Genomic DNA, 18,993 nt, shown 5'->3' with positions numbered 1-18,993 from the left:
CATCGGGCCATCACAACACCAACAGCAGCCCGTATCCTACCAGTCCCGCCCACACCAGCATCGGCAGCGAATAAAGATGAAAGCGCCACCAGATGCGTCGGTCATTCGCCATCCGTAAGGCAATCAAATTCGCCAGCGAGCCAGGCAACAGGCCAAACCCGCCCACGTTCACCGCCCACGCCAGCAACATCGTCGGCGGCACATAATTCAGCAGCAGGATGGTGCCGGGCACATTACTGATAACCTGCGACAGGCCGATCGCCGTCAGCCACAGTCCCGGTTCAGAGAGCGTGCTGACATGATTTAACGCCCCCTGTAACAGGGGTAGCTGCGTCAGCAAATGAACGTCTATGAACATCGCCATAAACACCAACAGCAGCGTCCAGTCCACGCTCAGCACCACGCGACGCGCCAGCAGCAAAAAACCCACCGCCACAATCGCCAGCCCGACAGGCGCCTGTTTCAGCTCTAACGCCGTCAGAAAGACGAGATACAGCGCCAGACAACTCCACACCAGCCGCGGCTGCCATTCTGGCGACCGCGTTCCGCTGTGAAATTCCAGCGGTCTGTTCGGAAAGCAGAACCAGCATAGTACCAACAACGTCAGCATCATCGCCGCAGCAAGCGGGGCCATCTGCAGGATAAACGCGGCGAATGAAAGCCCGCTGCGTCCCCACATCAGGATGTTTTGCGGGTTGCCGACAGGCGTAAGCAGCGAACCGGCGTTGACTGCCAGCGCTTCAAAGATAATCAGTCGGTTTACCGGAATGGCGCACAGCTTTTTAAGGGTGATGGTCAGCGGAACAACAATAAACAAGGCGACATCGTTAGTGAGAAACGTGGAAAGCAGCGCGGCGGCCAGCACCATAAATATCGCCAGACGGCGCTCTGTCGCCAGCCGTCGGGTCATTTTCCGCCCTGCTACATCGAAATAGCCGCTCAGCTCTACGCCTTTTGTAAGCAGCATCAGGCCGCTCAGGGTAACGATCGTATGCCAGTCAATCGCTGCGACCCAGCTTTGCGGCCTGAAGGGCACGTAAAAACTTAATCCCACGCCCACAACGAGCAAGAGATGGAAAAAACGGTCGCGTTTCAGCGCCCGAAAAAAAGGCAGGTTCATTCAGAGGCTGTTCCATGCTGCTGCGTAAACGCGCGAAAAGCGTCCAGCGTCTCCTGACTGACGTGGTGCTCCATCCCCTCCGCGTCACGCCGGGCAATCTCCGGACTCACCCCCAGCACCAGCAGGAAGTTTTCAACGATTTGATGCCGTTCGCGGCTTTCCTGCGCCAGCTTTTCCCCTTCCGGCGTTAAAAAGACGCCGCGCCAGGGGATCATTTCGATCAGACCTACCGACGCCAGGCGTTTCAGCATTTTCGCCACCGTAGGCTGGGAAACCCCAAGACGCGCCGCCATATCGACCTGACGCGCTTCGCCGACCTCAATGATCAGATCGGAGATTAGCTCCACATAGTCGTCAATCAGTTCGCGACGGTGAGCCTCTCTGACCTGGCGAAACCCTTCGACGTGTTCCTCAACGTTCACTAACTGCGTCACTTTTTTCGTTGTTGGCGTACCTGCGCGACGACTCATTCTGCTTCCTCATTCCTGTGACGCATTGACCGCATCGTTCTGGAGAGCGCTCATTGTAAACCAGAGTTGCCCCGGCACAAAAAATTAACGTTTTAGCAATAGCTATATAATATAGCCTGTGCTATATCTGTATGTAATGCAGACACCCTTCACGGATCGAGGGGATCGGTCAGTCAGGAGGTCACAATGAATGAGTTCAAGAGGTGCTTAAGCGTGTTCAGCCATTCTCCCTTTAAGGTTCGGTTAATGCTGCTCTCGATGCTGTGCGATATGATTAGCAGCAAACCGGAACAGGACACCCCGTCAAAAAAATAATGCGGCGTCGCGGTACGCCGCTTCATCTTGCTGTCATGTTCGACGGCTATACTCACCTGCCAGCCAGAATATCCCTTCTTTTTGTCGGATTTGCTAACGTCTTCGCAAAACAATTTCATACTGCCAGTTGACCTTCTGTTTCACAGGCTCTATCTTCTTGCAGCCCTGCCTATATTGCGGCTCGCAGATGCGGACCTCTTCCCCTCTTAACGCACGCTCAGCAGGCGATGACCCTTGGCGCCAGGGTGAGCACATGGCGTTTTTAAGATAGTGGCATATGAATGTAACCCTCAAAGAGACGCTTTTGACGCGCACCCGGGCAATGAGCCCGTGGACGGCCTTTTATTTATTACAGTCTCTGCTGATCAACCTGGCGCTGGGCTACCCGTTTAGTCTGCTCTATACCACGGCCTTTACCTGCATTTTGCTTCTGCTGTGGCGTACCGCGCCGCGTGTACAAAAAGGACTGATTGGCCTCTGCTCGCTGGTGGCGGCGATGTATTTCCCTTTTGGCCAGGCTTACGGCGCGCCGAACTTTAATACACTGCTGGCGCTGCATTCCACCAATATGGAAGAGTCAACGGAAATACTGACCATCTTCCCGTGGTACAGCTATCTGGTTGGCGTGTTTATTTTTGCGCTCGGCGTTATTGCCGTTCGTCGCAAAAAAGAGGAAGTGCAGGCGCGCTGGAACACGTTTGACAGCCTCTGCCTGCTGTTCAGCGTGGTCACATTTTTTGTCGCGCCGCTGCAAAACCTGGCCTGGGGCGGGGTATTTAAGCTCAAAGATACCGGTTATCCGGTGTTCCGCTTTGCAAAAGACGTCATCGTAAACAATAACGAGGTGATTGACGAACAGGCGCGCATGGCGAAACTTGCCAGCATGAAAGATACATGGACCGTCACCGCCGTGAAGCCGAAATATCATACCTACGTGGTGGTGATAGGCGAAAGCGCCCGTCGCGATGCGCTTGGCGCGTTTGGTGGACATTGGGATAACACACCGTTTGCCAGCAGCGTTAACGGGTATTTGTTTACCGACTATGTCGCCGCCAGCGGCTCCACGCAAAAATCACTGGGCCTTACGCTTAATCGGGTGGTGGAGGACAAACCGCAGTTCCAGGATAACTTCGTCACGCTGGCGAACCGCGCGGGCTTTCAGACCTGGTGGTTCTCAAATCAGGGGCAAATCGGGGAGTACGACACCGCCATCGCCAGCATCGCCAGGCGGGCAGACGAAGTTCAGTTCCTGAAAAGCGGCGACTTCGAAGCGGATAAAAACACTCAGGACACCGCCCTGCTGAAAATGACCGCTCAGGTACTGGCGACCGAGCGCACCCAGCCGCAGCTTATTGTGCTGCATTTAATGGGCTCACATCCGCAGGCCTGCGACCGGACACTTGGCAAATACGCAACGTTTGTACAGTCGAAAGAGACCTCCTGCTACCTTTATACCATGACGCAGACCGACGACCTGCTTCGTCAACTCTACGATCAACTGCGCAACAGCGGCGACAGTTTCTCGCTGGTGTATTTCTCCGATCACGGACTGGCCTTTAAGGAACGCGGAAAAGAGGTGCAGTATCTGGCGCACGATGATGCGTTCCAGCAAAACTTTCAGGTGCCGTTTATGGTGCTTTCCAGCGATGACAAAGCGCATAAGGTGATTAAAGCGCGGCGCTCGGCTAACGACTTTCTCGCTTTCTTCTCCCAGTGGACGGGTATTCGCGCGAAGGAGATCAAAACCCGCTACCGTTTTATCTCCGAGCAAAAGGCCGGGCCAGTGTACATTACCAACTTCAAGTTACAGAAAGTGGATTATAACCATCTGGGGACGGACATTTTCTCGACGAAGTAACCGGCACAGGCAAAAAAAATCCGCCCCGAAAGGCGGATTTTTTATATCACCGAAGTGATTAGAAGCGGTAACCAACGCCGGCGATCCAGGTGCCAACGTCAACGCTACGAATACGGCTCTGCTCGTAGGAGAAGTCCAGAGCTACGTTTTCGATCGGGTTGAACTGCAGGCCAGCACCGTAGGTGAAGCCGTAGTCGCTGGTGTCATCTTTGTAGCCAGGGTAGTTAGTCTGCTGGAATTTACCGTAGCCAACACCCACAACACCGTAGATGCTTGCCCAGTCGTTCAGACGGTAAGCCGGACCCGCGGTGATGCTGTAGTACTGGGATTTGTTGTAATCGCCCGCACTGTTAGTACGATCTTTTTCAGAGTAAGTGAAGGAACCGATTACGCCCAGCGGGTTGTTGTCCTGCTCATAACGATACTTCAGGTTGAAACCGTTCATTTTGTTCGCTACGCCCTGAGCATCGCTCTGTGCGTAACCGCCGGTAACAGTAGAAGTTGCTGCAGAAGCGGTACCTGCAGTGAAAGCCAGAACAGCGGCCAGTGCTGAAAGACATGCAATTTTTTTCATAACCACCTCAAATGTGCTTCAAATAAGTCCTAAGTTTTAAATATATCAAAAATTGATGAGAAACTCTTTGCGATTCGCGATGTCTAACGGGTCAATTCATGTAACAAAACATTTCCACAACCCGCTATCCTATTCAAATAACATCACTTTTCTGGAAATCCAGCACATTATTACGCGCATAACAACGGACATTCATCCAGATTATTCCTAATCATAAAGTTTATTAATTCATCAATACCCTTTCATTCTACGACGTTTCACGAAAAATTTTTCAACAAAGACTCAACCGTTAAAGGTTTATTCCATTACACTGCCTGTTTTACTTTTCTATACATCACGCGCCCCATCGTGCGGCTGGTTCTTTGCCAGGCTCAACGATGGCGTGTTTTACCGTCCAGTGTCAGGAGAAAGGATGCCAGGGTCTTCACGTAAAATCCCAGTTTGGTTGCCGATAGTCGTACTGCTGATTGCGATGTGCTCCATTCAGAGCGGCGCATCATTGGCAAAATCGTTGTTCCCTCTGGTTGGCGCGCCGGGCGTTACCGCGCTGCGCCTGGCGCTGGGCACACTTATTCTGGTTGCCTTTTTTAAACCCTGGCGTCTGCGCTTTGCGAAAGAACAGCGGCTGCCGCTGCTTTTCTATGGGCTGTCGTTGGGTGGGATGAATTATCTCTTTTACCTGTCGATTCAGACGGTGCCGCTCGGCATCGCGGTTGCGCTGGAATTTACGGGGCCGCTGGCCGTGGCCCTGTTCGCGTCTCGACGTCCGGTGGATTTCATCTGGGTGGTGCTGGCGGTACTCGGGCTGTGGTTTTTGCTGCCGCTGGGTCAGGATGTGTCGCATGTCGATCTGACAGGCGCAGCGTTAGCGCTGGGCGCGGGCGGTTGCTGGGCTATCTATATTCTTAGCGGCCAGCGCGCCGGGGCGGAACATGGGCCGGCAACGGTCGCGGTCGGCTCGCTGATTGCCGCCATTGTGTTTGTTCCTCTCGGCGCAGCACAGGCTGGCGAGGCGCTCTGGCACTGGTCGATAATCCCACTGGGACTGGCCGTCGCGGTGCTGTCTACTGCGCTCCCCTACTCCCTGGAGATGATTGCCTTAACCCGACTGCCGACACGAACGTTTGGCACGTTGATGAGCATGGAGCCCGCGCTGGCGGCGGTAGCCGGCATCGTGTTCCTCGGCGAAACGCTGACCGTCATCCAGTTGCTGGCGCTGGGGGCTATCATTGCCGCCTCTATGGGTTCAACGTTAACGATTCGACGCGATACTGAAATTAAAAAAGTTGACGTAAAGTAATTTTACATTTCTGCATGGTTTGCATAACCATGCAGAATATCCTTCCGCTTACCCACGCTATTTTCCGCCCTGGCGCTATGTGTTTTACCGATGTTTATTTGCAAGGATTTTCCTGGACTCAGGTTAATATCGCTATGGCCTTACGGAATAATTTTTCATTTGCAACATTATGAATAGCAATGCAATTCCTGATGAACATGGCAATGCGCTATTAAAGCGATAGGGAGAGCCAGAAAAGCAGGATCGATAACCGGTGCTATACTTAGTTTCGTTAATTACCGGGACATAACATCAAGAGGATATGAAATTATGAGTACCGCTAAATTGGTAAAAACAAAAGCGTCCAATCTGCTTTATACCCGCAACGATGTCTCCGACAGCGATAAGAAAGCAACGGTTGAGTTGCTGAATCGTCAGGTTATCCAGTTTATCGACCTGTCTCTGATTACGAAACAGGCTCACTGGAACATGCGCGGTGCTAATTTTATTGCCGTACACGAAATGCTGGATGGCTTCCGTACTGCGTTAACCGATCATCTGGATACTATGGCTGAACGTGCCGTACAACTGGGTGGCGTTGCCTTAGGGACGACTCAGGTTATCAACAGCAAAACCCCGCTGAAAAGCTATCCGCTGGACATCCATACCGTTCAGGATCACCTGAAGGAGCTGGCAGATCGTTATGCTGTCGTGGCAAACGACGTGCGTAAAGCGATTGGCGAAGCGAAGGATGAAGACACCGCTGATATCTTCACCGCCGCGTCACGCGATCTCGACAAATTCCTGTGGTTTATCGAATCTAACATCGAATAATCGCGTCATAAGTAAGACCTCTACAACCCTCGCTTCGGCGGGGGTTTTGCACTTTTATAGTGCAGCACACGGCCTCCCTGCCGCAATAAAGTAAATTTATTGTAATAATCACCTCACACAATCGTTAACGAAAGATTGTTTTAACAGCAATATTTACGCTAAATAAGCAGACTGCTAGCGCCACTCCGGTCATGCACTCATTTAGTGCCCCGTTTTGGTGCAAAAAGCGACACTTGCCACGCTGCGTGTGCAAACTTGCGTTGCGGCCTCTTGTTAAAACAAGGGGTTGCAAAACTGGCACGAATCTTTCATTACGCTTACTGTTCTTGCAGGGGATCGCCCCGTGGATAAAAAAGGAAATGCTATGAAGTCTTTATTAAACGTTTCACTGGCAGCACTTACCCTGGCTTTTGCCGTCTCTTCTCACGCGGCGGAAAAAAAACTGATTGTGGCGACTGACACCGCGTTCGTTCCGTTTGAATTCAAACAGGGTGACAAATACGTTGGCTTTGATGTGGATCTGTGGGCTGCCGTCGCGAAAGAGCTGAAGCTGGACTATCAACTGAAGCCGATGGATTTCAGCGGCATTATCCCGGCACTGCAAACCCGCAACGTCGACCTGGCGCTGGCGGGCATCACCATTACCGACGAGCGTAAAAAAGCGATCGATTTCTCTGACGGCTACTACAAAAGCGGCCTGTTAGTGATGGTGAAAGCGAATAACAACGATGTGAAAAGCGTGAAAGATCTGGACGGTAAAGTGCTGGCGGTGAAGAGCGGCACCGGCTCCGTTGACTACGCGAAAGCGAACATCAAGACCAAAGATCTGCGCCAGTTCCCGAATATCGATAACGCCTATATGGAGCTGGGCACCAATCGCGCGGACGCGGTTCTGCACGACACGCCAAACATCCTCTATTTCATCAAAACCGCCGGCAATGGCCAGTTCAAGGCGGTCGGTGAGTCTCTGGAAGCGCAGCAGTACGGTATCGCGTTCCCGAAAGGCAGTGACGATCTGCGTGAAAAAGTGAACGGCGCGCTGAAAACCCTGCGTGAGAACGGCACTTACAACGAAATTTACAAAAAATGGTTCGGTACTGAACCGAAATAAAACAGCCTGAGAGCCAGGCTCTGTAACGCCCGGTAGCGTTTGCCGGGCCTACACTTTTAGCCATCGTACGATCGGCTATTTTCACCACGGTAACAGGAATAACATATGCAGTTTGACTGGAGCGCCATCTGGCCCGCCATTCCGATCCTGCTTCAGGGCGCCAAAATGACCCTGTGGATCTCGATCCTCGGCCTCGCCGGGGGGATCGTCATTGGCCTGCTGGCGGGGTTAGCCCGTACTTACGGCGGCTGGATCGCCAATCACGTCGCCCTTGTGTTTATCGAAATCATTCGCGGCACGCCTATCGTCGTGCAGGTGATGTACATCTACTTCGCCCTGCCGATGGCCTTCCCGGACCTGCGCATCGACACCTTTAGCGCGGCGGTAATCACCATCATGATTAACTCCGGCGCGTACATCGCGGAAATTACCCGCGGTTCGGTCTTGTCGATCCACAAAGGGTTCAGCGAAGCTGGGCTGGCGCTCGGGCTTTCACGTCGCGAAACCATTCGTCACGTGATTATGCCGCTGGCGCTGCGCCGCATGCTGCCATCGCTTGGCAACCAGTTAATTATCAGCATTAAAGACACCTCGCTGTTCATCGTGATTGGGGCGGCTGAGCTGACCCGCAGCGGCCAGGAGATCATCGCCGGCAACTTCCGCGCGCTGGAAATCTGGACCGCTGTCGGCGTGATTTACCTCATCATCACGCAGGTCTTGAACATCGTGCTTCGTAGTCTGGAAAGAAGGATGAAAATCCTGTGATTGAATTTAAAAACGTCTCCAAGCATTTTGGCCCAACCCAGGTGCTGCATAATATCGATCTGAATATCAAACAGGGCGAAGTGGTGGTGATTATCGGGCCGTCAGGCTCCGGAAAATCCACGCTGTTACGCTGCATTAATAAACTGGAGGAGATCACCTCCGGCGATCTGATCGTTGACGGCCTGAAGGTCAACGATCCGAAGGTAGACGAGCGTCTGATTCGCCAGGAAGCGGGAATGGTATTCCAGCAGTTTTACCTGTTTCCTCATCTGACCGCCCTGGAAAACGTCATGTTCGGCCCGCTGCGCGTACGCGGCACCCGTAAAGAAGAGGCGGAAAAACAGGCGAAAGCGCTGTTGGCGAAGGTCGGCCTTGCCGAACGCGCGCACCACTATCCGTCTGAGCTTTCAGGCGGGCAGCAGCAGCGTGTGGCGATTGCCCGCGCCCTGGCGGTTAAGCCGAAAATGATGCTGTTTGATGAGCCGACCTCTGCGCTTGACCCCGAGTTGCGCCACGAGGTTCTGAAAGTCATGCAGGATCTGGCGGAAGAAGGCATGACCATGGTCATCGTAACCCATGAAATCGGCTTTGCCGAAAAAGTGGCCTCGCGTCTTATCTTCATTGACAAAGGCCGGATTGCCGAAGACGGCAATCCGCAGGCGCTGATTGAAAACCCGCCAAGTCAGCGTCTACAGGAATTTTTGCAGCACGTTTCCTGACGATTCGCCTCCCTTTCGCGCCGAAGGGGAGGTTTTCTACGACTCCTCCCAAATCCAAACCTCATCCCTCCAGCAACTATACTTATTGTTTTGCACAATTTTCTCATTGGAGGAGTCATGCGGTGGATCCTGTTTGTCCTCATTTGTCTGGCGGGGGCGCCCGCCCATGCGGTGACGATTCCCGGCGTGACCGCCAGCCCGGCGGCAGATGCTAAAACTGCGCCCGCGCCCGAGCCGGACATTGAACAAAAAAAAGCGGCTTATGCCGCTCTGGCCGATGTGCTGGAAAATGAGGCGTCGCGCAAGGAACTCATTGGCCAGTTGCGCAGCGCCGCCACAACATCCGCGCCTGAGTCCTCCCCCAAAATCGTTCCTCCTGCCGTTGTGGAAGAAAAAACGGTGCTGGAGAATATCACCGACATCAGTCATCGCTACGGTGCGGCCTTCGCCGGGCGCTTCGCCCAGCTTTATCGTAATATCACAGACGCACCGCATAAACCCTTTAACAGCCAGACGTTCACCAACGCCCTCACCCACTTCCTGATGCTGGCGGTCGCCGTGTTCAGCTTTTACTGGCTGATTCGTCGGTGCGCGCTTCCGCTGTATCGCAAAATGGGTAACTGGGCGCGGAAGAAAAATCGTGAGCGCCGCAACTGGCTTCAGCTTCCGGCGATGATCGTCGGGGCTTTTATTATCGATCTGCTGCTGCTGGCGCTGACGCTATTTGTCGGGCAGTTACTGAGCGACAGGCTAAACGCCGGAAGCCGCACCATTGCGTTTCAGCAGAGTCTGTTTCTCAATGCCTTTGCCCTGATTGAGTTTTTTAAAGCGATACTGCGTCTGATCTTCTGCCCGAAAGTGGCGGAGCTGCGTCCGTTTTCAATTCAGGACAGCAATGCCCGGTACTGGAACCGCCGGTTAAGCTCGTTGAGCAGTTTGATTGGCTATGGGCTGATCGTCGCCGTTCCCATTATTTCTAATCAGGTCAACGTGCAGGTCGGCGCGATGGCGAACGTGGCGATCATGCTGTGCATAACGCTGTGGGCGCTGTATCTGATCTTTCATAATAAAAAGGATATCACCGGGCATCTGCTGAACCTGGCCGATCGTTCGCTGGCCTTTTTTAGCCTGTTTATTCGCGCTTTTGCGCTGGTGTGGCACTGGCTGGCAAGCGCCTATTTCATCGTCCTGTTTTTCTTTTCGCTGTTCGATCCGGGGAACAGCCTGAAATTTATGATGGGCGCAACGGTGCGCAGTCTGGCCATCATCGCCATTGCCGCTTTCGTGTCGGGGATGTTCTCTCGCTGGATCGCCAAAACTATTACCCTCTCTCCACACACGCAGCGAAATTATCCTGAACTGCAAAAGCGCCTGAACGGCTGGCTGTCCACCGCGCTTAAAGTGGCGCGTTTCCTGACGGTGTGCGTCGCCATTATGCTGTTGCTGAATGCCTGGGGACTGTTCGACTTCTGGAACTGGCTGCACAACGGCGCGGGTGAAAAGACGGTGGATATCCTGATCCGTATCGCGCTGATCCTGTTCTTCTCGGCGGTGGGCTGGACCGTTCTCGCCAGCCTAATCGAAAACCGTCTGGCCTCCGATATTCATGGTCGTCCGTTACCCAGTGCGCGCACCCGCACGCTGCTGACGCTGTTTCGCAATGCGCTGGCGGTGATCATCAGCACCATCACCATTATGATTGTGCTTTCAGAGATCGGGGTGAATATCGCTCCGCTGCTGGCAGGCGCCGGCGCGCTGGGACTGGCGATTTCGTTCGGGTCGCAAACGCTGGTCAAAGATATTATTACCGGCGTGTTTATCCAGTTCGAAAATGGCATGAATACCGGCGATCTGGTCACCATCGGGCCGCTGACCGGAACGGTTGAGCGGATGTCAATTCGTTCGGTTGGCGTGCGGCAGGACACCGGGGCATATCATATTATTCCCTGGTCCTCGATCACGACCTTCGCCAACTTTGTGCGCGGCATTGGTTCGGTGGTGGCGAACTACGACGTGGACCGTCAGGAAGATGCCGACAAAGCCAATCAGGCGTTGAAAGACGCGGTTAACGCGGTGATGGAAAATGAGGAGGTGCGGGGCCTGATCATCGGTGAGCCGACCTTTGCCGGTATCGTAGGGCTGACCAACACCGCCTTTACGCTGCGCGTGTCGTTCACGACCCTGCCGCTAAAACAGTGGACGGTCCGCTTCGCGCTGGACAGCCAGGTGAAAAAACATTTCGACCTGGCCGGGGTGCGCCCGCCGGTGCAGACGTATCAGGTCCTGCCTGCGCCGACGATGTCGCCGGCGGCAGAAACCGCTTCCGCGCCGCTACCGCCAAACGCCCCGACGCTTTAGCGTTGACGCGCGTTAAAACGGCGGCGCTGGTCATCGTCCATAAAGGTCCAGGCGATAAAGCGACTCTGCTTATTGCCCTGGGCCATCTCTTTTTTCACCACCCTGACGGCGCCGACATCCGTCAGCGCCCGATACAGCGGCGGCAGATTTTCCCCCCGTGACACCAGTGTGGTAAACCACATCACCTGGCGTCCAAAAGCCCGGCTTTCGGCAATCATGGTTTTAATAAACGCCACTTCGCCCCCCTCACACCACAGCTCCTGCTGCTGGCCGCCAAAGTTCAGCGCGTCGTCTTTATCCTGTCCCAGGTTACGCCGTTTACGCTCACTACCCGCACGCGCGGCGGCGGCAGAGTCATGGAATGGCGGATTGCACAGCGTCGCATCGTATTGCTCGTTTTTATGGATAACGCCGTTAAAGACAGCCGAAGCGGTTTTCTGCCGACGCAAACGTATTGCGCGCGTCAGTCCGGGGTTGCCGTTGATAATCGCCTGTGCGCTGGCAAAGGCGCGATCGTTGGTCTCGCTACCGGTAAAGCGCCAGCCGTATTCATGAACGCCAATCAGCGGATAAATACAGTTTGCCCCCACGCCGATATCAAGCAGCGTGGCCGATGAGGGAACGCTGCCCGTGGTTTCAGCCAGCAGATCGGCCAGGTGATGGATGTAATCCGCCCGTCCCGGTACCGGTGGGCATAAAAAACCGTCAGGGATATCCCAGTTCGCCACCCCGTAGTAATGGGCCAGCAGCGCTTTATTCAACGCTTTGACCGCCTGCGGATTGGCGAAATCGACGCTTTGTTCGCCCGCGGGTGTTCGGGTCAGAAACTGCGTCAGCTCAGGCGTGACTTTACAGAGCGCGGTCAGATCGTAGCGACTGTGGTGACGGTTACGCGGGTGTAATCCCGGTTTCTGGGGGGCCATAGCTTTCTCCTTTTAACAGCGGCGTAAGATACCCGCATAACGCAATGTGGTAAACCTGTGCAAAGCGAAAACCCGTTCAAAGGACCTGATCAGCGTCGTCCTGTGACGGGCTGCGCTCAAATCCTCAGAAAATCAGCATGATGTATGTCATTGATTTGTAAAAATGCGTCAATTATTATCGTTCAAAAATTGAGCATATCTTCATCAATTTTTTCCGCTGTTGCCGCGACTGCGGCGACCTACACTTAGGAGGCACAACACGTTGTTTCACCAAGGAGCGCATCATGAAAAAATGCCTCGCCTTCCTCCTCGCCACCGCGTTTGCCGGTATAGCGTCCGCGGCGTCAGCCGCACAGCCTCTGAGCAGTCCGGATGCCGGACAGTTGCGCGCATCGGGCACCGTTTCCGCCACCGGCGCAACCAACCTGAGCGAACTGGAAGACAAACTGGCGGAAAAAGCGAAGGAGCAAGGCGCAACCGGCTTCGTCGTTAATTCCGCAGGCGGTAAAAATCAGATGTATGGCACGGCCACGATCTATAAATAACCTTCCATTTATCTTCTCCGGCCCGATGGCGCATGCGTCTTTCGGGCTGATACCCTGCGAATCCGCAGACCCGTTATACTTAATTATCCATCTATCATAAGGAGAACACGCTATGGCCTCCGGTTGGGCTAATGATGACGCCGTAAACGAACAGATCAACAGTACGATTGAAGATGCCGTTGCCCGCGTACGCGGTGAAATTCCGCGTGGTGATAGTCTGTATGAATGTGCAGAATGCGGTGATCCCATCCCTGAAGCACGACGCCAGGCGATACCCGGCGTGCGGCTATGCCTCGCCTGTCAACGGGAGAAAGATTTACATAATGCAACATATGCAGGATATAATCGCAGAGGCTCCAAAGACAGCCAGTTACGCTGACTTTTCTTTACCTGGATCTGTAGAATTTGCCGTTTCGCTTACACTCACGTTAAAACGCAGTCTGCGTGGCAAAACGTGCCGTTAATCACGCTACTGTAAAGCCGACTGCGAAGAAGCGTAAATTCATGCTATGAATTAATTAATAATCAATAAGTTATTTTTCATTCAATTTATTTGATGAAGGCGGTCAATTCTATTCGATTTTCTCTCTCGCCAAAAACCGTGATACTCATCACATCGACGGAACATCGTCTTCCTTAAAGAATAACCTGCGAGAGATTAATAATGAAAAACATCAAATACGCTATTGCTGCTGTTGCCCTGTCCACACTCTCTTTTGGCGCCTTCGCGGCCGAACCCGTTACTGCTGCACAGGCGCAAAGCATGAATAAAATCGGTGTAGTGTCTGCGGATGGCGCAACCACGCTGGACGGTCTGGAAGCGAAACTGGCTGAAAAAGCGACCGCTGCGGGCGCCAGCGGATACAGCATTACCTCTGCCACCAACAACAACAAAATGAGCGGCACCGCTGTTATCTATAAATAATTTCACCCCGTCTGTTTGCCGACAGACACACTGCTCCAACCCTCATTGAACCATTGTTACCCTTGTTTGCCCGTCCGCCACTGAACGGGCTTTTTTTTATCCGTTTTCGCCATCGCTTAAAACGACTGATTCACCCGAGCCAGGCCTTCTTCCAGCGTTTCAACGTCAGAGGTCGCCACCAGACAGCACGCCATCTGGCGCTTTATTGACGCCGGAACCGGTTCACTTCCGGCAAGACAACGTTCGATCCAGCGCGCGGTAGTTTGCGGATCTTTTGCCGCAGGCAGCGGCACCGGCGCGTCCGGGATATCGCTTTGGCGCTCCTGCAACACCCGAATGCCGCTGCCGTCTATCAGGCTGATTTGCGGACAGCGCTGCGGATTCGCATACACTTCCCCTTCCGTACCGTGCATCAACAGGCCGCGACCGCCGATGTCGCTGAAGAACTTCGCCACACGGGGGACATATTCGGGATGGGAGACGCTGGAAAGACGCAACGCGGCGTCTTCAGCGAACGGCGTTGCCAGCTTGGCAAGAGTATGCGCGCTGTTGCGAACGCCTAAGCGCCAGCGCATCGCCAGCTGCGTTTCCAGCGGCGGGCACAGCGCCCCGACCGGAATAAATACCGGCTGGTGACCATCCAGTTTTGCCTGCGCCTGCCCGGCATGACGCGTCGGCGGAATGCCCATCAGTTCGAAAATCGTTTCCGTCAGGACACGCGTGGGATCTTCACTGACGCCGTGAACCACCACCGGGAAGCCCAGTTTATGCAACAGTATCGCCAGCAGCGGCGTCAGATTGGCCTGTTTACGCGCGCCGTTATAGCTAGGAATAACAATCGGCATCGGTTTCGCAACGGGCGGGGTGAGCGTAATCGTATGATGCTGCATGGCCTCATAGAATCCGCGCATTTCCGCCTCACCTTCCCCTTTGATGCGCAGCGCGATCAGAATACCGCCCATTTCCAGCTCAGGCACTTCGCCGTTTAGCATCCGACTATACAGGCCGCGCGCCGTGTCCTGATCCAGATCGCGGGCGTGATTTTTCCCCCGGCCTATCTCTTTAATGATGCTGCGATAATCCATGATGTCTCCCCTGTGACATTTTTTTAACAATATAGCCCTTAACCCGAGACGGCTGATAGCTTTTTATCGCGCTGCCCAATCATCTGTTTTTGAAAAAGTTCTACAAATGCAAGCGCAAGTTCAAATATTTGTGATTATCTCTACACAATCTTCCTTCCCCTCATTCTGCTTAAATATCCAACGCATCAATAGTGAGGACTATCGGTAACAACGTCCAGGCAACGTTTTACCCAGAGAATACCAGGAATGATTATGAACAAGGTGGCTTTAGGCTTAGTGTTCGCGGCAACGGTTGGATGCACTGCATCGGCATTTGCCGCAACCAATGGCGAAGGACAAATTAACTTTACCGGCGAAATCGTGGATTCCGCCTGTCAGGTTGTGAACGGGTTGAGCAACCCGTTAAATGTGCAGTTAGGTAAGGTGTCAAAAACGGTATTTACCGGTGCTGGCTCCACCAGCACGGCAACAAAGTTTGATATTCAACTGACGGGTTGTCCGGAGACTGTCACGTCTGCCGCCATTAATTTCGGCGGAACGCCGGATGCAAACGACAATCGCTCGCTGGCAATCACCCCGGGCGCCGATGCTGCAACGGGCGTGGCCATCCAGTTGCTCGATTCGGCTGAGCAACCGGTGAGTTTATACACGCCTTCCCGCGAATATCCGTTAATGTCAGGAAGCTCGGTCAACGATCTGGAGTTTGCCGCACGCTATATCCAGACTCAGGCGGCTATAACCGCAGGTCCGGCTAATTCCGTTTCAACCTTCACTGTTATCTATAACTGATATTCCCCATCCAGAGGAGTCGCGTTACGTCTGCGCGGCTTCCTCTCTTTACGTTGAGAGACAGGTATGCGCCACGGTTATTTACTGAGTACACTTTTTCTGGTAGCCGCAACGGCACATGCGGGTGTTATTATTAACGGCACTCGCCTGGTTTATCAGGGAGAAAAAAAGGAATCTTCTCTTGGTATTTCAAACCCAGATAGCATGGATTATCTGGTACAGTCCTGGGTAGATTCTGGCAGTAATAATCGGACTAAAGCCCCCTTTTTAATTACCCCGCCTTTATTCCGCCTCGATGCCAATGAGGATAATGTTCTGCGTGTCGTTCGCACCGGTGGAGATCTACCGAAAGACCGCGAGTCCCTGTACTGGTTGAATATTAAAGCGATCCCATCGTCAAAGCGAATTGAAGGGGTTAACACCCTGCAAATCGCCATTAATACACGCATTAAGCTGCTTTACCGCCCGTCAGGCATTAAAGGTAAGCCTGAAGACGTCGCCAATAAACTGGAATGGCGTCGCGAAGGTAACGATGTGGTGGTAAAAAACCCGACCCCATTCTATATGAATTTTCAGAAAGTGACGCTGAACGGCCACAGAGTGAATAAAGCGACGTGGGCGGTCCCTGAGGCCGAAACGCATTTTGCCCTCCCGGCGGAGGCTGACGGAACAGCGTTAACCTATTCCATCATCACTGATTACGGCAGCATTAGCCAGACGTTCACTAAGACCCTGCATTAATAACGTTGTCCTCTGGCGCCATATTTATTATGTATAGTCATCAAAAGCCGTTTTCCTGCCGCTTATTTGCCGCGCTGGTCCTGCTATGTGGACTGGCGGCGGCAGTTTTTGCGCAGCAAACCAGGGCGGATGATTATTTTAATCCGGCGTTACTGGATATTGATAATCCGCAGCAGGGAAAGACGGATTTGTCGATTTATGAAAAAGGTCCCGGCCAGGCGCCTGGCAACTATCAGGTGACAATTTTTATTAATAACAGCAAAGTCGATACCCGTAACGTCACCTTCAATTTACAGACTCACGCGAAAGGAACGCGTACCCTCCAGCCTTGCTTTTCGCTGGATGATCTCAAGACGCTGGGGATTAAGACAGACGCCTATCCTCAGCTTATGACAGAGAGCAAGTGCGCGGACTTAAGCGTTATCCCTGCCGCATCGGCCACCTTTCGCGTACGCAATCAGCAGTTGTTACTCAGCATCCCCCAGTCAGCGTTGGGACAGGTGCCGCGCGGCTATATCGATCCGAAAGACTTTGACGAAGGGATCACGGCCGGTCTGATTAACTACAGCGCTAACGCCAGCCACAGCCATGCGCGGCAACAAAACAGCCAGGACAATAGCAGCCAATACATCAACCTCCGCCCAGGGCTGAATATCGGCGCGTGGCGGGTGCGTAATTATTCCACCTGGAACCGTAATGCCACGGGCGACGATCGTCAGGAGAAATTCTCCTCCGTCTATACCTACGCGCAGCGTGATATTGTCGCCCTGAAAAGCACTTTGACAGTCGGTCAAAGCTCCTCGCCAGCAGACGTCTTTGACAGCGTGCCGTATACCGGCGCGCAGCTAAACGCTGAAAACGAGATGCTGCCCGACAGCGAAAAAGGCTATGCGCCGATTATTCGCGGCACCGCCCACAGCAATGCGCGGGTCGTCGTTCGACAGAATAGCTACGTCATTTACCAAAACACCGTTGCGCCTGGCGCGTTTGAGATTAACGATCTCTACCCTACCGGCAGCAGCGGCGACCTTCAGGTCACGGTCCAGGAGACGGACGGCAGTGAAAGCCACTTCGTCGTGCCTTATGCCTCCGTACCGGTTCTGCAGCGTGAAAAGCACCTGCGTTACAGCGTTACCGCGGGTCGCTATCGTTCCTATGACAGTCACGTTGAGAAAACGCCGTTCGCCCAGGGCAGCGCTATTTACGGTTTACCCTACGGCGTTACCGCCTATGGCGGGGCGCAGCACAGCAGCCACTATCAGTCGCAGGCCATCGGCGCCGGGAAAAATTTCGGTGATTTAGGGGCGTTTTCCGTCGATGTTACCCGTGCGAAAGCACTGCTCAAAAAACAGCAAGCCCATAAAGGCCGATCCTGGCGCGTGCGTTACAGCAAAAATTTCGTCGGTTCCGGCACCAACTTCTCACTGGCGGGCTATCGCTACAACAGCAAAGGGTTCTATACCCTCGAAGACACCCTGGAATCCTATACCCAGACTGACGACGTCTCCGCTCCCCGGCAGCGTCGCGCCCGCACCGAGGCCACCCTTGACCAGACGCTGGGTGAGCGCTGGGGTTCGCTTACGCTCAGTCTGGTGAAAGAAACGTACTGGAGTCAACGCCAGGACATGACGTCAATGAGCGTCAGCTACAACAACAGCTGGCACGGCGTAAGCTATAGCCTGAGCTACAGCATGAACAAGAACACCCGCGACAGCGACGATAAAAGCGCCGACCAGAACGATAACCAGTTCGCACTAAGCGTTTCCATACCTCTCGATCGCTGGATGCACAACACATGGGCGACGTACAACCTGAACAACACCCGGGCAGGCGCCACGCAAAATATCGGCCTTAACGGCACCGCACTGCAGGAGGACAATCTTAACTGGAGCCTGCAGGAAGGGCTGAGCAATACCGGTAGCGGCAGTTCAACCAGTATGAATATGGATTACAAAGCGACTTATGGCGAAGTAAGCGGCGGCGTCAGTCAGGATAAATACCAGCGTACGGTGAATGTGGGACTGCAAGGAGGCATCGTTGCTCATGCCAATGGGATCACATTGAGTCAACCGCTTGGCGAAACCATTGCTCTGGTGAAAGCGCCGGGTGCATATGGCACGCATATTACCAACCAGACTGGGGTAGAAACGGATTTTCGCGGCTACACCGTCGTTCCGTTTGTCACGGCCTACCGTCATAACACCATTTCACTGGATACCGAAACATTGCCGGATGATGCCGACGTGACCCATGCGGCGCAAATTGTCACACCGACCCGCGGCGCCGTGGTTCGCGCCAGTTTTAACACCCGCACAGGCAACAGAGTGTTAATGACGCTTACGCAAAACGGCAAACCGCTCCCCTTTGGCGCAACGGTTACGACAGGGGATAAGGACAGCGAATTTATTGTCGGCGCTGACGGACAAACCTATCTTTCCGGTCTGCCTCAACATGGACGTCTCGCCGTTTCCTGGGGGGACGATACCAGCGAGCACTGCGTCGCTGACTACGCGCTTACGGATGAGAAAAACGAAACCCGCATCATTAACGCTGCCGCGCAGTGTCACTGACCATTAAGGCAA

General features: G+C 53.7%; 19 protein-coding genes. 14 read left to right on the top strand and 5 right to left on the bottom strand.

Annotated elements, in window-relative coordinates; all coding sequences use genetic code 11:
• Positions 1 to 10 precede the first annotated feature (10 nt).
• Together OOJ60_RS01550 and mntR are read right to left on the bottom strand one after the other, a co-directional pair.
• Positions 11 to 1,120: an anion transporter gene (locus OOJ60_RS01550; RefSeq protein WP_060569902.1), complete on the bottom strand. Its 1,110-nt coding sequence runs from the start codon at positions 1,118 to 1,120 to the stop codon at positions 11 to 13.
• Positions 1,117 to 1,590 (bottom strand): manganese-binding transcriptional regulator MntR, encoded by a 474-nt coding sequence (gene mntR, locus OOJ60_RS01545; protein ID WP_042285036.1) that lies wholly within the window; start codon positions 1,588 to 1,590, stop codon positions 1,117 to 1,119. Before mntR ends, OOJ60_RS01550 begins: the two co-directional genes overlap by 4 nt.
• 186 nt (positions 1,591 to 1,776) lie before the next feature.
• Here mntR and mntS point away from each other — a divergent pair, with 186 nt between their 5' ends.
• Both mntS and OOJ60_RS01535 read left to right on the top strand, forming a co-directional pair.
• A complete protein-coding gene (gene mntS, locus OOJ60_RS01540; RefSeq protein ID WP_072014953.1) occupies positions 1,777 to 1,905 on the top strand; it encodes a manganase accumulation protein MntS in 129 nt (42 codons plus the stop codon).
• A gap of 277 nt (positions 1,906 to 2,182) precedes the next feature.
• A complete protein-coding gene (locus tag OOJ60_RS01535) occupies positions 2,183 to 3,763 on the top strand; it encodes a phosphoethanolamine transferase (protein WP_205611803.1) in 1,581 nt (526 codons plus the stop codon).
• A 58-nt stretch (positions 3,764 to 3,821) separates the two neighbouring features.
• Here OOJ60_RS01535 and ompX read toward each other — a convergent pair whose 3' ends face one another.
• The gene (ompX, locus tag OOJ60_RS01530; protein ID WP_042285041.1) at positions 3,822 to 4,337 is read right to left on the bottom strand and encodes an outer membrane protein OmpX; all 516 of its coding nucleotides are present in this window, start codon (positions 4,335 to 4,337) and stop codon (positions 3,822 to 3,824) included.
• 412 nt (positions 4,338 to 4,749) lie between these two features.
• Between ompX and rhtA the strand changes: the two genes are divergently transcribed.
• The 6 genes from rhtA to ybiO all read left to right on the top strand — a co-directional run bounded on the left by rhtA (position 4,750) and on the right by ybiO (position 11,403).
• Positions 4,750 to 5,637, top strand: coding sequence for a threonine/homoserine exporter RhtA (gene rhtA / locus OOJ60_RS01525; protein WP_205611802.1), 888 nt, complete (start codon positions 4,750 to 4,752; stop codon positions 5,635 to 5,637).
• A gap of 309 nt (positions 5,638 to 5,946) precedes the next feature.
• Complete coding sequence (gene dps / locus OOJ60_RS01520) at positions 5,947 to 6,450, top strand: DNA starvation/stationary phase protection protein Dps (RefSeq protein ID WP_042285046.1); 504 nt, start codon at positions 5,947 to 5,949, stop codon at positions 6,448 to 6,450.
• A gap of 364 nt (positions 6,451 to 6,814) precedes the next feature.
• Positions 6,815 to 7,561: a glutamine ABC transporter substrate-binding protein GlnH gene (gene glnH, locus OOJ60_RS01515; protein ID WP_042285049.1), complete on the top strand. Its 747-nt coding sequence runs from the start codon at positions 6,815 to 6,817 to the stop codon at positions 7,559 to 7,561.
• 105 nt (positions 7,562 to 7,666) lie between these two features.
• Positions 7,667 to 8,326: a glutamine ABC transporter permease GlnP gene (gene glnP, locus OOJ60_RS01510; protein WP_042285051.1), complete on the top strand. Its 660-nt coding sequence runs from the start codon at positions 7,667 to 7,669 to the stop codon at positions 8,324 to 8,326.
• Entirely contained in the window at positions 8,323 to 9,045 is a 723-nt protein-coding gene (glnQ, locus tag OOJ60_RS01505; RefSeq protein WP_042285053.1) for a glutamine ABC transporter ATP-binding protein GlnQ, read from the top strand. Before glnP ends, glnQ begins: the two co-directional genes overlap by 4 nt.
• 117 nt (positions 9,046 to 9,162) lie before the next feature.
• Positions 9,163 to 11,403, top strand: a complete 2,241-nt coding sequence (gene ybiO / locus OOJ60_RS01500) for a mechanosensitive channel protein (RefSeq protein WP_205611801.1) — start codon at positions 9,163 to 9,165, stop codon at positions 11,401 to 11,403.
• Here ybiO and rlmF read toward each other — a convergent pair.
• On the bottom strand, positions 11,400 to 12,326 hold the full coding sequence (gene rlmF / locus OOJ60_RS01495; RefSeq protein WP_042285059.1) for a 23S rRNA (adenine(1618)-N(6))-methyltransferase RlmF: 927 nt from the start codon (positions 12,324 to 12,326) through the stop codon (positions 11,400 to 11,402). The two genes, ybiO and rlmF, sit on opposite strands and share 4 nt — an antisense overlap.
• Positions 12,327 to 12,610: 284 nt before the next feature.
• Between rlmF and mcbA the strand changes: the two genes are divergently transcribed.
• The 3 genes from mcbA (at position 12,611) to ybiJ (ending at position 13,796) form a co-directional block, all read left to right on the top strand.
• Positions 12,611 to 12,871: a DUF1471 family periplasmic protein McbA gene (mcbA, locus tag OOJ60_RS01490; protein ID WP_042285061.1), complete on the top strand. Its 261-nt coding sequence runs from the start codon at positions 12,611 to 12,613 to the stop codon at positions 12,869 to 12,871.
• A gap of 112 nt (positions 12,872 to 12,983) precedes the next feature.
• On the top strand, positions 12,984 to 13,250 hold the full coding sequence (locus OOJ60_RS01485) for a DksA/TraR family C4-type zinc finger protein (RefSeq protein WP_042285063.1): 267 nt from the start codon (positions 12,984 to 12,986) through the stop codon (positions 13,248 to 13,250).
• 285 nt (positions 13,251 to 13,535) lie between these two features.
• The gene (gene ybiJ / locus OOJ60_RS01480) at positions 13,536 to 13,796 is read left to right on the top strand and encodes a DUF1471 family protein YbiJ (RefSeq protein WP_042285065.1); all 261 of its coding nucleotides are present in this window, start codon (positions 13,536 to 13,538) and stop codon (positions 13,794 to 13,796) included.
• Positions 13,797 to 13,912: 116 nt separating this feature from the next.
• On the opposite strand, the gene ybiB is transcribed toward ybiJ, so the two are convergent.
• Positions 13,913 to 14,881, bottom strand: a complete 969-nt coding sequence (ybiB, locus tag OOJ60_RS01475; protein ID WP_205611800.1) for a DNA-binding protein YbiB — start codon at positions 14,879 to 14,881, stop codon at positions 13,913 to 13,915.
• A gap of 252 nt (positions 14,882 to 15,133) precedes the next feature.
• Between ybiB and OOJ60_RS01470 the strand changes: the two genes are divergently transcribed.
• From OOJ60_RS01470 to OOJ60_RS01460, 3 genes are all read left to right on the top strand, one after another.
• The gene (locus OOJ60_RS01470; RefSeq protein WP_042285070.1) at positions 15,134 to 15,670 is read left to right on the top strand and encodes a fimbrial protein; all 537 of its coding nucleotides are present in this window, start codon (positions 15,134 to 15,136) and stop codon (positions 15,668 to 15,670) included.
• Between the two features lie 66 nt (positions 15,671 to 15,736).
• The gene (locus tag OOJ60_RS01465; protein ID WP_205611799.1) at positions 15,737 to 16,411 is read left to right on the top strand and encodes a fimbrial biogenesis chaperone; all 675 of its coding nucleotides are present in this window, start codon (positions 15,737 to 15,739) and stop codon (positions 16,409 to 16,411) included.
• 29 nt (positions 16,412 to 16,440) lie between these two features.
• Positions 16,441 to 18,981 carry a fimbria/pilus outer membrane usher protein gene (locus tag OOJ60_RS01460; protein WP_205611798.1) on the top strand — a complete coding sequence of 847 codons (2,541 nt, stop codon included), beginning with the start codon at positions 16,441 to 16,443 and terminating at the stop codon, positions 18,979 to 18,981.
• The last annotated feature ends 12 nt before the right edge of the window (positions 18,982 to 18,993 follow it).

The organism is Citrobacter sp. R4 (genome assembly GCF_026719175.1).
Classification (GTDB): domain Bacteria; phylum Pseudomonadota; class Gammaproteobacteria; order Enterobacterales; family Enterobacteriaceae; genus Citrobacter_A; species Citrobacter_A sedlakii.
The sequence above is the reverse complement of the archived record's forward strand: the minus strand, read 5'-3'. Positions and strand labels throughout refer to the sequence as shown.